At 69.0% G+C, this 13593-nt stretch carries 12 protein-coding genes; 6 read left to right on the top strand and 6 right to left on the bottom strand.

Features of this window, described 5'->3' with window-relative positions:
- Window positions 1–184: 184 nt before the first annotated feature.
- Both AL2_RS23250 and AL2_RS23255 read left to right on the top strand, forming a co-directional pair.
- Window positions 185–1612 (top strand): OmpA family protein, encoded by a 1428-nt coding sequence (locus tag AL2_RS23250; protein ID WP_067636860.1) that lies wholly within the window; start codon window positions 185–187, stop codon window positions 1610–1612.
- Between the two features lie 76 nt (window positions 1613–1688).
- Entirely contained in the window at window positions 1689–1931 is a 243-nt protein-coding gene (locus AL2_RS23255; protein WP_067636862.1) for a DUF6458 family protein, read from the top strand.
- Window positions 1932–1971: 40 nt separating this feature from the next.
- On the opposite strand, the gene AL2_RS23260 is transcribed toward AL2_RS23255, so the two are convergent.
- From AL2_RS23260 to pdhA, 3 genes are read right to left on the bottom strand one after another with little or no spacing between them, the layout of a single operon-like run.
- Window positions 1972–3321 (bottom strand): dihydrolipoamide acetyltransferase family protein, encoded by a 1350-nt coding sequence (locus AL2_RS23260; RefSeq protein ID WP_245666862.1) that lies wholly within the window; start codon window positions 3319–3321, stop codon window positions 1972–1974.
- 5 nt (window positions 3322–3326) lie between these two features.
- Entirely contained in the window at window positions 3327–4304 is a 978-nt protein-coding gene (locus tag AL2_RS23265; protein ID WP_083946818.1) for an alpha-ketoacid dehydrogenase subunit beta, read from the bottom strand.
- Window positions 4301–5431 (bottom strand): pyruvate dehydrogenase (acetyl-transferring) E1 component subunit alpha, encoded by a 1131-nt coding sequence (gene pdhA, locus AL2_RS23270; protein ID WP_067636866.1) that lies wholly within the window; start codon window positions 5429–5431, stop codon window positions 4301–4303. Before pdhA ends, AL2_RS23265 begins: the two co-directional genes overlap by 4 nt.
- Window positions 5432–5646: 215 nt before the next feature.
- Here pdhA and AL2_RS23275 point away from each other — a divergent pair, with 215 nt between their 5' ends.
- Window positions 5647–6735 carry a hypothetical protein gene (locus tag AL2_RS23275; RefSeq protein ID WP_067636868.1) on the top strand — a complete coding sequence of 363 codons (1089 nt, stop codon included), beginning with the start codon at window positions 5647–5649 and terminating at the stop codon, window positions 6733–6735.
- A 27-nt stretch (window positions 6736–6762) separates the two neighbouring features.
- Here AL2_RS23275 and AL2_RS23280 read toward each other — a convergent pair whose 3' ends face one another.
- The 3 genes from AL2_RS23280 to AL2_RS23290 all read right to left on the bottom strand — a co-directional run bounded on the left by AL2_RS23280 (window position 6763) and on the right by AL2_RS23290 (window position 10862).
- Entirely contained in the window at window positions 6763–8268 is a 1506-nt protein-coding gene (locus AL2_RS23280; RefSeq protein ID WP_157438317.1) for a hypothetical protein, read from the bottom strand.
- Window positions 8269–8357: 89 nt separating this feature from the next.
- Window positions 8358–9155, bottom strand: a complete 798-nt coding sequence (locus AL2_RS23285; RefSeq protein WP_067636872.1) for a hypothetical protein — start codon at window positions 9153–9155, stop codon at window positions 8358–8360.
- 87 nt (window positions 9156–9242) lie between these two features.
- Window positions 9243–10862 (bottom strand): hypothetical protein, encoded by a 1620-nt coding sequence (locus AL2_RS23290; protein ID WP_067636874.1) that lies wholly within the window; start codon window positions 10860–10862, stop codon window positions 9243–9245.
- 96 nt (window positions 10863–10958) lie between these two features.
- Here AL2_RS23290 and purS point away from each other — a divergent pair, with 96 nt between their 5' ends.
- From purS to purQ, 3 genes are all read left to right on the top strand, one after another.
- On the top strand, window positions 10959–11201 hold the full coding sequence (gene purS, locus AL2_RS23295) for a phosphoribosylformylglycinamidine synthase subunit PurS (RefSeq protein WP_083946837.1): 243 nt from the start codon (window positions 10959–10961) through the stop codon (window positions 11199–11201).
- A 224-nt stretch (window positions 11202–11425) separates the two neighbouring features.
- Entirely contained in the window at window positions 11426–11869 is a 444-nt protein-coding gene (locus AL2_RS23300; RefSeq protein ID WP_210747797.1) for an ATP-binding protein, read from the top strand.
- A 100-nt stretch (window positions 11870–11969) separates the two neighbouring features.
- Window positions 11970–12650: a phosphoribosylformylglycinamidine synthase subunit PurQ gene (gene purQ / locus AL2_RS23305; RefSeq protein ID WP_067636878.1), complete on the top strand. Its 681-nt coding sequence runs from the start codon at window positions 11970–11972 to the stop codon at window positions 12648–12650.
- The last annotated feature ends 943 nt before the right edge of the window (window positions 12651–13593 follow it).

A 13593-nucleotide genomic window follows, 5' to 3' on the forward strand; every position in this document is an offset into this window, starting at 1 on the left:
TTCTCGACTGGCGTGTGTGGCGGGGGCTGCCGCCGTTCACTACTATCGGCGCGTCCCTCGCTCGTTCCCCCCGACCGGATGGCCGATGCGTGTTTCGCCCCTCGCCGTCTCTCTTGTCGGCCTGCTCCTTGCCGCCGGTTGCGCCGACAGCGGGGCCGAGAAGGTGCCCCCGCCGACCGTAACGGTGGGCGGTGCCCCCAGCCCTGCCGCGCAGAGCGGCGGGACGTTCTCCAAGGAGGGCTGGTTCGGGGGCGCTGACGGGCTGCACGCGCGGATCAACGTCAAGAGCGTCCAGCGGCAGGTGGGCAAGGCGGTGCTGCGGTACAGCGTGACGTCGCTGGACTCGTCCACGAAGTCCGCGCCGTTCGAGATCGCGCTGATCGACCCGGTCGGGCGCAAGCTCTACAAACCGACCGGGACGACGAGCGGCTCCGGCTTCACGCCCGGGGCGACGCGGGAGATGGCCGCCGAATACCCGCCGATCCCAGCGGACGTCCAGAAGGTCACGGCGATCACTCCTGGGACGGCCGGGGAGTTCACCGGCATCCCGGTGACCGATGCCGCCTCCTCCGGGAGCCCGAGCGCGTCGGCGCCCCCAAGCGGGTCAGGAATGCCGACCATGCCCTCCAGGACGCCCTCTGGCAGGCCGCCGGCCCGCGGCGAGCCGTCGGTGGGCGCCGAGCCCTTCGGCCGGGTCAGGCCCTTCACCGCCCCCACGCTGTCGCCCTCCTCCTCGCCGTCCACCTCTCCCTCAGCCGGCACAGGAGCCAACCCCGTTGACCTGTACGACATCGTTGAGGGCGAGACGAGGGACGTCACGTCCGGCCCGTCGGAGGTCACCGTCAGCCTGCGCGCCGACGTGCTGTTCGACGGCGCCTCGGCGAAGCTGTCGGACCGCGCAAAAGCCGTCCTGGACGAGACGGCGCAGCAGATCAAGACGAAGGCAGCGGGCGCGCTGACATTCGAGGGCCACACCAGCGAGGCCGACACAAACCTGTCCAAGGACCGGGCCGACGCCGTCATGAAGGAAATGAAGACGCGCCTGGGGGACGGCTTCACTTACACGGCGAGCGGCAAGGGGAACACCGAGCCCGTAGCCAAGGACGCCGCCCGCAACAACCGGGTCGAGATCTCCTACCAGGTGAAGGCAAGCGCGCGCGGCACCACCTCACCGGCCGCCTTCCGGCCGGAGGACGGCAAGACGGTGGCGACGCGCACGGCGAGTTTCGGTGCGGACAAGAGGCGGCTGGACGTCAAACCCTTCTACCGGGACGGCGCCTACATCGTCGCCGTGTTCGACATCGTGAACCAGGGGCCGGGGACCACCCCGCCTGACGCGTCCTATCCGGACCCCAACTATCCGGGGGGCGTGTTCGGCTCGTTCTCGATCCAGACGCCCGGCGGCAAGGACGTCTACCGTGCCGTCCGCGTCGGCCCGGCCAATCCGAGCGGTACGAGCATCTACGTCGACCCTGGTCGCGCCACCTTCCTGACCGCTGTCGGCAAGCCCGACCGTGGCTTCGTCTATCTGCCGGCCCCGTCCGGCAGCGTCACGTCAGTGACCTTCAACGCCGGCCCCTTCGGGAAGATCGAAAAGGTCCCCGTCTCATAGAGGCCGCGACGTGTGGCGGACGAGCCGGACGGATAGGTAAAGAGCACTGCATTGGATCGTCCGGCGGAGGTCATCGATGGGTATCGGCGTCAGCGTTTTCCTGATCACGATCGGGCTGATCCTCAAGTTCGCGATCCAGCCGGACGCGATGACGGACCCGGTGGACATCCACATCGTGGGAGTCATCCTGATCGTCGTCGGCGGGGCGACGTTCGTGCTGCAGATGCTGATGATGGTCCGGGGGCAGGGCGGCCCAGGTCCGGGCCCCGGCCCTCGTCGCGACGAGCGGATGTACGACGACGACAACCCGCCGCGCTGAGAAGGGCCGGCGCCGCGTCGACGGCGCCGGCCCCAGGACGTTACCCCCAGGCGAGCATGCGGATGGGGTCCTCCAGCATGTCGCCGACGTCGCGCAGGACGCGGGAGCCCAGTTCGCCGTCCACGATCCGGTGGTCGAACGACAGGGCGAGCGTGGTGACCTTGCGGATCGCCAGTTCGCCCTCGTGGACCCACGGCATGTCCCGGATCTGGCCGAACGCCAGGATCGCGGCCTCGCCGGGGGTCAGGATCGGGGTTCCTGTGTCCACGCCGAACACGCCGACGTTGGTGATGGAGATCGTCCCGCCGGACAGGTCGGCCGGGGACGCCTTGCCCGCCCGCGCCTTCTGGGCCAGTTCGTTCAGCGCGCGCGCGAGGCCGGGCAGGTCGAGGTCCTGCGCGTCCTTCACCTTGGGCACGATGAGGCCGCGTTCGGTGGCGGCGGCTATGCCCAGGTTCACGTAGCGCTTGACGACGATTTCTGCGCCGTCCGGGCCGTCCTCCCAGGTGGAGTTCACCATCGGGTGGCGTCGCACGGCGGTGAGCAGCGCGCGCGCCACCAGCAGTAGCGGCGACACCTTCACGTCCGCGAACTCGGGCAGTTCACGGAGCCGCTTGACCGTCTCCATGGTGCGCGTGACGTCCACCTGTAGGAACTCGGTGACGTGCGGAGCGGTGAACGCCGAACCGGACACCGCCGCTGCCGTCGCCTTGCGCACCCCCTTGACCGGCATCCGCTCCTCACGCGGGCCGGCCTGGACGGGCGCCTGCTGGGGCGTTCCCTGGGCGGCGAGGACGTCGTCCCGCGTGATCGAGCCCTGGGGACCCGAACCCGTGATGGTGGCGAGGTCGACGCCGAGGTCCTTCGCCATCTTCCGGACGGGCGGCTTGGCCAGCGGCAACCCGTTGTCCACAGGCTGTGGACGAGGCGCGGGCGGCTTCGGCTGCGCGGCGCCGTTGGACCCCTTGCGCGGACGCCGCTTGGTCGACGCCTCCTTGACCCCGTACCCGACCAGGACGGGCTGGCGTTTCGGCGGCTCCTCCGGCGTGACCATGCCCGGCTCGTTCGCCGTCGGCACGCCCTCCTCGCGCAGCGCGGCGGTCTGCGCCGGCGGCTCGGACACCGGCGTCGCCACCGCGCTCTCACCCTCGGTGTCCACCGAGATGATCGGCACGCCGACGTCCACGGTCGCACCCTCGGTGACCAGCAACTCGGTCACCACGCCATCGAACGGACAGGGCAGCTCCACGATCGCCTTGGCCGTCTCGATCTCGACGATGGTCTGGCCGTCCTCGACGGTGTCGCCCGGCTGGACGTGCCACTTGACGATCTCCGCCTCCGTCAGGCCCTCGCCCACGTCCGGCAGCTTGAACAGTTTCGGCTCGCTCACCGGCGTCACCACGCGAAGGTACGGTCGACCGCGTCCAGGATGCGGTCGAGGTCGGGCAGGTAGTGGTCCTCAAGGCGGGACGGCGGGTACGGGGTGGAGAACCCGCCGACGCGCAGCACCGGCGACTCCAGCCGGTAGAAGCACTTCTCGGTGATCCGCGCGGCCAGCTCGGCGCCGTACCCGTTGAACACCGGGGCCTCGTGCACCACCACGCAGCGTCCCGTCCGGTTCACCGACTCCGTCACGGTGCCGATGTCGAGCGGGTTGAGCGAGCGCAGGTCGATGACCTCCAGAGACCGGCCCTCCTCGGCCGCCGCCGCGGCCGCCTCCAGGCACGTCTTCACCGACGGCCCGTACGCCAGCACGGTCACGTGCTCGCCCGGCTGGACGACCCGCGCCTGGTGCAGCGGTGCCCAGTCCGCCGAGTCGACGTCCACCTCGGCCTTGTCCCAGTACCGGCGCTTCGGCTCGAAGAAGATCACCGGATCGGGCGAGGTGATCGACTGCTGGATCATCGAGAACGCGTCCGCCGGGTTCGAGCACGACACCACGCGCAGCCCGGCCGTGTGCGTGAAGTACGCCTCGGGCGACTCCGAATGGTGCTCCACCGCACCGATGCCGCCGCCGCACGGGATCCGGACGACCACCGGCAGCGACAGCGTGCCCAGCGACCGCATCCGCATCTTCGCGAGCTGCGTGATGATCTGGTCGGCCGCCGGGAACACGAACCCGTCGAACTGGATCTCGCACACCGGCCGGTATCCCCTGAGCGCGAGCCCGATCGCCGTCCCGATGATGCCCGACTCGGCGAGCGGCGTGTCGATGACCCGCTCCTCGCCGAAGTCCTTCTGCAGGCCGTCCGTGATCCGGAAGACCCCGCCGAGCTTCCCGACGTCCTCGCCCATCACGAGGACCTTCGGGTCGTTCTCCATGGCCTTGCGCAGGCCCTCGTTCAGCGCCTTGCCGAGGGTCAGGGTGGTCACTTCGACTCCTCCTCGAACGACGCCAGGTAGGCGGCGAACCGCTCCTGCTCCTCCGTCATCAGCGGATGCCGCTCGGCGTACACCTCGTCGAACATCGACAGCGGCTCCGGATCGGGCATCGACCGGCAGCCCTCGCGCAGCTCCTTCGCCAGCTGCTTGGCCTCGTCCTCGACCTTCTCGAAGAACCCCGCGTCCGCCAGGTCGCTGCGCACCAGGTACGCCTTGACGCGCTCGATCGGGTCCTTGAGCTTCCACGCCTCCTCTTCGGCCTTCAGCCGGTACCGCGTGGGATCGTCCGTCGTCGTGTGGGCGCCCATCCGGTACGTGTACGCCTCGACGAGCGTCGGGCCCTGACCCGTCCGCGCGTTCTCCAGCGCCTTCCTGGTCACCGCGAGGCAGGCGAAGACATCGTTCCCGTCCACCCGCAGCCCAGGGAAGCCGAACCCCTGCGCCCGCTTGTAGAGCGGGATCCTCGACTGCTTCTCCAGCGGCTCCGAGATGGCCCACTGGTTGTTCTGGCAGAAGAACACGATCGGCGCGTTGAAGACAGAGGCGAACACGAACGACTCGTTCACGTCCCCCTGTGACGTCGCACCGTCCCCGAAGTACGCGATCGTGGCGCCCGCCGACGGCGTGCCCAGCACCCCGTCCCGCTGGATGCCCATCGCGTACCCGGCCGCGTGCAGCGTCTGGCTGCCGATCACGATCGTGTACAGGTGGAACCCGTGCTCCGCCGGATCCCACCCACCATGATTGACGCCCCGGAACAGCCCGAGCAGCTTGAGCGGCTCGACGTCCCGGCACCACGCGACGCCATGCTCCCGGTAAGTCGGAAACACCATGTCGTGCTCGGTCAAGGCGCGCCCGGACCCGATCTGAGCGGCCTCCTGCCCCAGCAGCGAGGCCCACAGCCCCAGCTCGCCCTGCCGGGTCAGCGCCACGGCCTCCAGGTCGATCCGCCGCACGATCACCAGGTCGCGGTACAGGTCACGCACTTCCTCGGCGCTGAGGTCCAGGGGGTAGTCGGGATGCTCGACGCGCTCCCCCTCGGGGGTCAGCAGCTGGACGAGCTCGGGCTCGGCGAGCTCCGGGGTGTCGGGCGCGCCGCGCACGGAGTCGATCGTCATCGATGACACTCCTCGTTCGGGGCCGGTACACGGGATCGCCGCGCCGCCGGCCGATGTCAACGGCCATCGGCCCCGGTAAGGGACAAAAGCCGCAATGCCATCGTGGCAGACATCACACCCTGCGATGCAAGTCCCGCCACCGTGATCCCTACCCCACCGCCAGGCCCCTGACCCAACCCCGAGCACCCGACCCGGCGTCCTGGCATCATCGACAGGTGCGTTACACAAGGGTCATCCCGCCAGTAGCCCTCCTGACGGCCCTGAGCGCCTGCACCAACGGCGAGCCGTCCTTCAACCCGACCCCGGCCCCCACCCGCCCCGGCCAGGTCGTAGTGATCGCCGGCTCCCCGGACGACTTTCAGACTCCGCGGGACGGCGAGTACGCGATCGCGGCCGGCGCCCATTCCGACGGTGGCCTGGCCGTAGACCCCACGACCGGGCTGACCTACTACCGCGCGCTGGGGCGCGAGCCACTGATCGCCCGCATCGAGCGGGATGGCCGGGTCAGCACATTCCGGATCGATAACTCTGGCGACCAGATTGGCATCGCGTCCGGGGAGATCTGGATCATGTCCTCCGGAAAGACTGGAAGATTGTCCAGGGTGTCCTTGTCTTCCTTCCGTGAAGAGGACGTGCTGCGCGCAGGCCAGGGCCGGACGATAAAGATCATTGGCCCCTCTGGCCGCAGCCTCGATCCAGGTCAGCTGGACAAGTCCTGGGAAGGCGCACGGTTCGCCCTCCGGGAGGATGGTGTGCCGGTCATCGCCACGCGTGCGGGGGATCTTTTCGAGGTTGTCGGTGATAACAAGGTCCGGAAATGGGAGCCCGAAGGATACGAGGCGGCTGTCCACCAACTGGCCGGAACGAATGATCTGCGTCCACAAGACGTGGCAGAGGATGGACGGCACGGCTTGATCGTCCTCGGACTCCGAGGTCTTATACGCGTCAAGGTAGACGGCCCTGCGCGGGCCGTGCGCTTCCCCGCCACGACGAAGGAACTCCCGCCATGGTCGGCGGTGACCCCGCTCGCCGACGGCTCAGCCCTCTTGCTGGGTGGCACTTCTGCCTTCCAGCGGGAACCACGACCGGTGCTGGTGCGTCCGGACGGCCGACTTGAAAGGCTCGCGTTCGGCGGAGCGCAATGGTGCGACCAGTTCAACGGCACTTTGGCCGCCGTCGCATCAGCCGAGCCGGGCGGCCTAGCCCGGACCCGGGACGGCAACTACGTACTCAGCGACAAGAACTGCGGCCGCATCTACCGTTTTCGTCTCCCGAAGGAGATGAGCGGTGTGCCGTATCGCTAGGAATCAGCAGGTCGAGTCTTGGTGCCATCAGGAGGGCGGTCCTTGGAGGTCGGCGTTATGTCCGACCGGGCCTTCAAGTTGGTTCACAATAGCCCGCCCAGTGTTGGTGCTTCCTTCGGTCGGCCCAGGGAATGGGTGGTCGAGGGCCCAACGTCTGATCAACTTCTCCTCTTCCGGTGAAAGTTCCTTCCTTTGAAGGAGCGCGTCGATCCTCGTATCGCCGGTATGACCGTGCGTCTTCAGATAGAAGGCCCGAGCGAGATCCATCATGAGCTGATCCGAGTAGTTCGCATATGCATCGCCGATTTCCTGGCTCTTCTTGTCAAAGTCTTTGTAGGAGACTTTCTCGAGAGCAAGGCCTGTGCCGACCGAGTACGCATCCGTCGCGCCGGGCACGGTGCTGATCGGGCTCGCGCCGAGGAAGGAGCCAGTGACATCGCGGAGCAAGGTCAGATGCTTTTGGGCATCCTGGAACTGCTTCTGCGTCAACTTTTCTCGTGTGATGCGCTCCTTGCCGTACGCGCTGATGATCGTACCCTCCATATATCCAGCTCGTGCGATGGCGTCATCGAGCCGATGATGGGCCATTCCCCAGGCGAGGATGCGCTGCCGATACACCTGGGTGTCGTGGGCGATCTGTGCCCAAGCCTTGTCGTCCATGGCAAAAGTGCGCAGGAACCCCGCCATATCGCCGCCGCCGATGGTGACGTAGGTGCTTCCGGTGGCCGGGTCCCGGCTGGGGAGGTCGGTCCCCGTGGACGACGAGTTCGCGTCTCCGATGGAGGGAACGTACATATGGGCCATCCGCAGCAGACCGGTACGCAACCCAGGGCCGAGTTCGAGAGTGTAATGCTCGCTGTGTGCCGTACCGGGAGGTGCCTGGTCCATTCGGGGGAGGATGTTGAACCACGGAATCAAATCCGGCGGTGCGCCACTCGTGAGGGGCTTCTCGACCTTCTCGCGGCCCTTGTCGTTCCACCAGGCGACGGACTTCATGATCTCAGCGGCGTTCATTGCGGCCTGGTCTTCGTGACCCTTCACCGGCGTGGTCGCCAGCTGGATGACCGACCCGGCGACGGTGCCGCCGTCCGGCCAGTCGGGAGCGACGAGCAGGGAGGCGTAGGTGCCTCTGGTGCCGCGGGTCAGCCAAGTCAAGGCGGACGCTTTGTCCGGATCCTTGATGATGTACGCGTCGTCCAGCTTCATGGATGCGAGGTTGCGGGCCGCGGTTAGGTCTTTCTGGGCGGCGATGCGGCCCAGCACGGCGAGTGCGGGGTCGTATTCGCGAAGCGTCCTGACATCCGGATAATTGCCGTCCGGGTAAGGAATTCCCCAGGTCTCCCACCAGAGGCCGTTCGGTTGATTGAGTACCTTGGTGTGCCCGCGATTCCCCTCGTCGTAGGTGTGCGTGATCTCGTACGACGGGTGCTTCTGGCGCCAGAGGAGGGCGGCTTTGCCCAGGTCGGCCAGGATGGCGCTGCTCCATTTGACATTGGGGGCGCTCAACTTGACCAGGAGGGCTTGGCCGGGCATGTCCGCGCCGGCGGGGCCCAAGGCCTTGGCGGCTACGCCTTCGGTTTCCTTCTTGCGGGACAGGGCGGCTAGGGCTGTGCCGAGGTCGCCTACCGTTTTTTGTCTTCAGGGGTCAGGCCGCTGGAGTGGTGTAACTGGTGGAGGCGGTAGGGCAGTTTTCCTGCGGAGCCCGGTGGGATGTTGGAGAAGAACATCGCCAGGTATGTGGTGTTCTTGCTGTTCTCGCGGAGGGTGCGGGCTATCTCGGACATGAGGGCCGGAGTGGCGGAGCCCGGGTGGGTCGTGTGCTTCAGCCAGGTGCGGGCCTGGAGGCGGGCCAGGTCGGTCATTTGCTTGGAGCCGAAGCGTTCCAGGTCGGGGATTTGAATCACCGGGCCCTGGATCAAGGGGGTCGCGGCCACCTCGTTCTCGGCGAGGGCGTACATGATGCGGGTGCGCATGCGGGTGGCTTGCGTGCGGCACCAGGCGGCGGCGTTGTCGCAGGCCGTGGTGCTCGGGATGTCGGGGTGGGCGAGGGCCAGGTGGCCGCGGATCATCTTGGCGCGGTGGGGGAGATCTGCTGCGGCGCGGGTCAGGGCCGTTTCCAGGCGTTCCAGGGCGGACGGGGAGACGGACGCGACGCCGGGCTTGCCGCCTGGTGGGGTGACTCGGGGGATGTCTGGTGGGTCGAGGGTGAGGGGGACCTGGTTGAAGCGGACGACCGTTCGTTCCACTTCGAGCATCAGGCGGTTGAGTGCCCGGTTGTGGCCTTGCAGGTCGGTGGTGAATGCGGCGGCGGAGCCGCCCTGCCAGGTCTGCGGGCCCATCTGGCGGGTCACTTCGGACATCGCCGTTGATATCGCCTGGAGTTCGGCGTTCACGGCGCGGGCGTCGATCTTCAGGGTCATGACCCGTCCCCTTTCATCCTGTGGACAGTAGTGAAAGGGGAGGTGGCAGGTGCGGAAACGGTGTTTCGGGTGGAGTGAAACCCGGGTTTATTCGCGGGAGAGGGCTCGGGTGGCACCGGCGGCGACCGTGAGGCCGAGGACGAGTCCGCCGGCGACGATGAAGTTCGCTATCCACTGGTAGACGCCCTTGGGGGCGAACTCGATCTCCTGGCCGAGGCTGCCGATGGGCAGGAGCAGGTCGAGCGTGTAGAAGAAGGCGTTGAAGTGGGGTTTGTGGCCCTCGTCCAGGACGTCCGGCTGGTGCAGGGAGAAGACGATCGTCCCGAAGGCGAGGAGGCCGATCAGCCAGCTCGCGGCGCGGAACGGGCGGTAGCCGTAGCCGACGAGGATGTCCTGGAACCAGCCGACGATCTTGCGGGGGAGGCCCTGGGTCTGCCGCCGGTCGCGGGCCTTGGCGAGCAGGACGGAGCGGCCGTCGGCGTCCAGGCCGAGGGTCCGGTAGGTCTGGGCGAGGCGCTCGTAGGGCTGCGGGGCGTAGCCGTCGCTGTCGCGGCGCAGCCAGGCGAGGCGTTCGCGGGCGGTGAGGGGCGGTTCGAGGGTCTCGTACTGGAGGCCGTCCAGCTGGAGGCGTTCCGGCCAGGAGGCGGCGTCGTCGCGGAGCAGGTTGATGCGGGCGTAGGACAGGTCGGCGGTGCCCTTGATCGGCTCGGCGGTGCGCAGGAGCAGTTCCTCGGCCTGGACGCGCTGCAGGCTGAGGGCCGTCCCGGTGTCGTGGCGCAGCCGGGCGTCGCGCAGGCTGAGCTGGCCGGTGACGCGGGCGCCGGAGAAGCTGACGGCGCCGGTGGCGGTGAAGCCGTCCGAGCAGTAGATGTCGGTCTCGACGGCGAGGTCGTCGGCGTTGAGGGCCGTGCGCTCCGGGGCGGACAGGGTCGCGCCGACAAAGGAGAGGTAGCCGCCGACGCGGGCGCCGCGGAGCCGGATCTCGCCCTCGGCGGCGAACCCGCCGTCGCAGAACACGTTCGCGGCCACGTCCAGGCGGCTGGCGTACAGGGCGACGCCGGACGGGTTGTAGAGCCGCGCGCCACGGAAGATCAGCTGGCCGCCGATGCGGGCGCCCGGCAGCCGGACCTCGCCGTTGGCGATGAACCCCTGGTCGCAGTAGACGTTCGCCTCGACGGCGAGGCGGTCGGCGAGCAGGGCGTCCCCGCCCGGATTGGTCAGCTGGACGCCCGACATGTTCAGGATGCCGGTGATGTTCGCGCCGTCCAGCCACAGGCCGCCGTTGATCCGGCTGCCCTCCAGCCACAGGTGGCCGTCGACGCGTGTGCCGGACGCGACCAGGCCCGGCAGGCGGCAGCGCATCAGGTGGACGCTGGTCATGCTCGCCCAGTACAGGTGCGGTGCCTCGTCGAACGCGCAGCCGGTGAGGGCGAGGGGGACGGTGACCTCCGCGTGCCCCAGGTTCAGCGAGCCGGTGATGCGGGCGCCGGCGAGCCGGACGGCGGCGACCTGCCCCGGTTCGGGCTCCACCGCGCCGACGAGGAGCGCGACGAGGACCTCGGCCCTGACCACCCGGTCGTGCCCCCACCGGTCGGCCTGCCCGATGTCGTCGAGCGCCGGGTCGCCAGTCGACAGGTCGACGGATTCACCCTTCGGGAAGGCCTTCCACAAGCGGCGCTCCGAGGGGGTCAGGTCCTCGATGTTCATCGGGTGGCTCCGGGGGGATGTGGATGGCTCGTGAAGAGCCATGGTGCCGTACGCTCAGATCGTAAGGAAAAGCGCAGATCAGTGGAGGGGGCGGTCGTGGCGCGTGTCGTCGTGGACGTCATGCTCAAGCCGGAGATCCTCGACCCGCAGGGTCAGGCGATCGCCAGGAAGCTGCCGCAGATGGGATTCGACGGGGTCGTCGCCGTCCGGCAGGGCAAGCGGTTCGAGGTGGAGCTGGAGGGGGACGCCGACGAGGCGGCCCTAGAGCGGGTCGGCAAGATCGCCGAGACGCTGCTGGCCAATCCGGTCATCGAGAATTACGAGGTTCGCGTTCTCTGACCGGCATCGGCCGGGAATGGCCAAAGAATACTGTTCGGTATCGGTGCGGAGCCGATCAGTTCCGAACCGTTGCACGACGCTGTGAGATTCTCGGAAGACCCGTGAGTATAGCGATTACGGAGTATTCCGCCGGGGAAGTGTTAGCTCCGTCGAGTCGTCGAGCGCGCTCCGGGGCCGGGGGAATCGGGAAGCCCGGGGCCATGACACGAGGTGTCCGGGTGGATATGAGGTTCTCGCTCGCGCTGCCGCGCGAGGCGCTGAGCGTCCCGGTGATCCGGCGGCTGGTGGGGGACGCCCTGCGGGGTCTCGGCGTCTCCGCGGACTGCGTCGACGACGTCCTGGTCGCCGCCTCCGAGGCGTGCACGAACGTCGTCCAGCACGCCCGCTCGTCCGGAGAGTACGAGGTGACCGGGCACGTCGACGACGGTGTGTGCCTGCTCACCATCATGGATTGGGGCCGCGGGCCGCGGCCCGCCCACGCCGAGGACAGGGGCGCTTTGTCCGAGTCCGGACGCGGGATTAAGATCATGCGGGCGCTGGTCGACGACCTGGACATCGACTCCTCCCCCGACAGGGGCACCATCGTTCACCTGCGAAAGCGGCTGACCTGGAGCGACGGGGCCCTGGTACGCCGCCTCGACGCCCGCCTCATGCACAACGCCGGGTAGATTAGGACGCGCGCTGGGGGTATTGCGACGCGCAGCGGGGTGATCGGCGGACGAGATCCCGACCGTCCCGGCCGCACCTCATTTCGGAGGAACAGAACAGATGGACGCTGCCCGGGTAGGCATCATCACCTTTCCCGGTTCTCTGGACGACAAGGACGCCGCACGCGCCGTCCGGTTGTCCGGCGCCGAGCCGGTCGCGCTCTGGCACGGGGACCATGAACTGCAGGGCGTCGACGCGGTCGTCCTGCCCGGTGGGTTCTCCTACGGGGACTACCTGCGGGCCGGGGCTATCGCCCGGTTCGCGCCGCTGATGAGCGAACTGGTGGCCGCCGCCGGCGCGGGGCTGCCCGTGCTCGGCATCTGCAACGGCTTCCAGGTGCTGTGCGAGTCGCACCTGCTGCCGGGGGCGCTGCTCCCGAACGCGGGCCTGCACTTCGTCTGCCGCGACCAGCGGCTGCGGATCGAGAACACCGCCACCGCCTGGACGAGCGAGTACAGCGAGGGCCAGGAGCTGGTGATCCCGATCAAGAACCGGGACGGCCGCTACACCGCCGACCGGGAGACGCTGATCGAACTGGCCGACACCGGCCGGATCGTCGCCCGCTATGTCGACCTGAACCCGAACGGCTCCCTCGACGACATCGCCGGCATCTGCAACGAGGCCGGCAACGTGGTCGGGCTCATGCCCCACCCCGAGCATGCCGTGGAGTCGCTGACCGGTCCGTCCACCGACGGGCTCGGTTTCTTCACGTCCATTGTCAAGAGACTGGTCAACGCATGAGTGAGCAACGGCCCCACGCTTCCGGACGAGCCACCCGGAACGCCTCCGACGAGCCGTCGATGGAGTGGCTCGGGGAGCTCAAGTCCGACGCGGACGACCCCGAGCTCCAGCCCGTCAACCCCGCGGTGACCCAGGGCTTCAAGGCCATCATCGAGGAGGACCGGAACGCGAGCCCGGCCCCCCGGCCGGTGCAGCAGGACCCCGCCGCCCCGGCCCCCTCCGGCCCGTTCACGGGCCCCATGCCGGTGCTGGACGGCGAGCAGTTGCCCGCTCCCGCCCCTGCCGTACCCCTCGAGGGCCCCGACCAGGACTTCGCCCGTGCCCTCCAGGAGGAGCGCGCCGCCGGGAACCCCTCGTCCACCGTGGTGGACCCGTCTCTGACGATGCCCGACCTGAACGGGTTCGCCGGGCCCCGCCCGCCGGCTCGGCCCGGTGGCTCCGGCACGGGCCCGCAGCCCGCGCTCGGCACCGGTACGGGCCCTCAGCCCGCCGCAGGGTCGGGGACTGGTCCTCAGCCGACCGTGGGCCCGGGTACGGGCCCGCAGCCGGCCGTTGGCTCCGGTACGGGTCCGCAGCCCGCGGTCGGGCCTGGCACGGGTCCGCAGCCGATCATCGACCTCAACAGTGGGCCGCTGGCGCGTCCCGAGGGTCCTGGCACCGGCCCGCAGCCGGCCGTTGGTTCGGGGACGGGTCCGCAGCCCGCGGTTGGGCCCGGGACGGGTCCGCAGCCGATCATCGACCTCAACAGTGGGCCGCTGGCGCGTCCCGAGGGTCCTGGCACCGGGCCGCAGCCGGCCGTCGGTTCGGGTACCGGCCCGCAGCCCGCCGTGGGGACGGGGCCGCAGCCGGTCGTGGGGACGGGGCCGCAGCCGGTCGTGGGCTTCGGCACCGGGCCACAGCCCGCCGTCGGTTCCGGGACGGGTCCGCAGCAGGTGGTCGGGCC

This window comes from Actinomadura latina NBRC 106108 (genome assembly GCF_001552195.1).
Lineage (GTDB): Bacteria > Actinomycetota > Actinomycetes > Streptosporangiales > Streptosporangiaceae > Spirillospora > Spirillospora latina.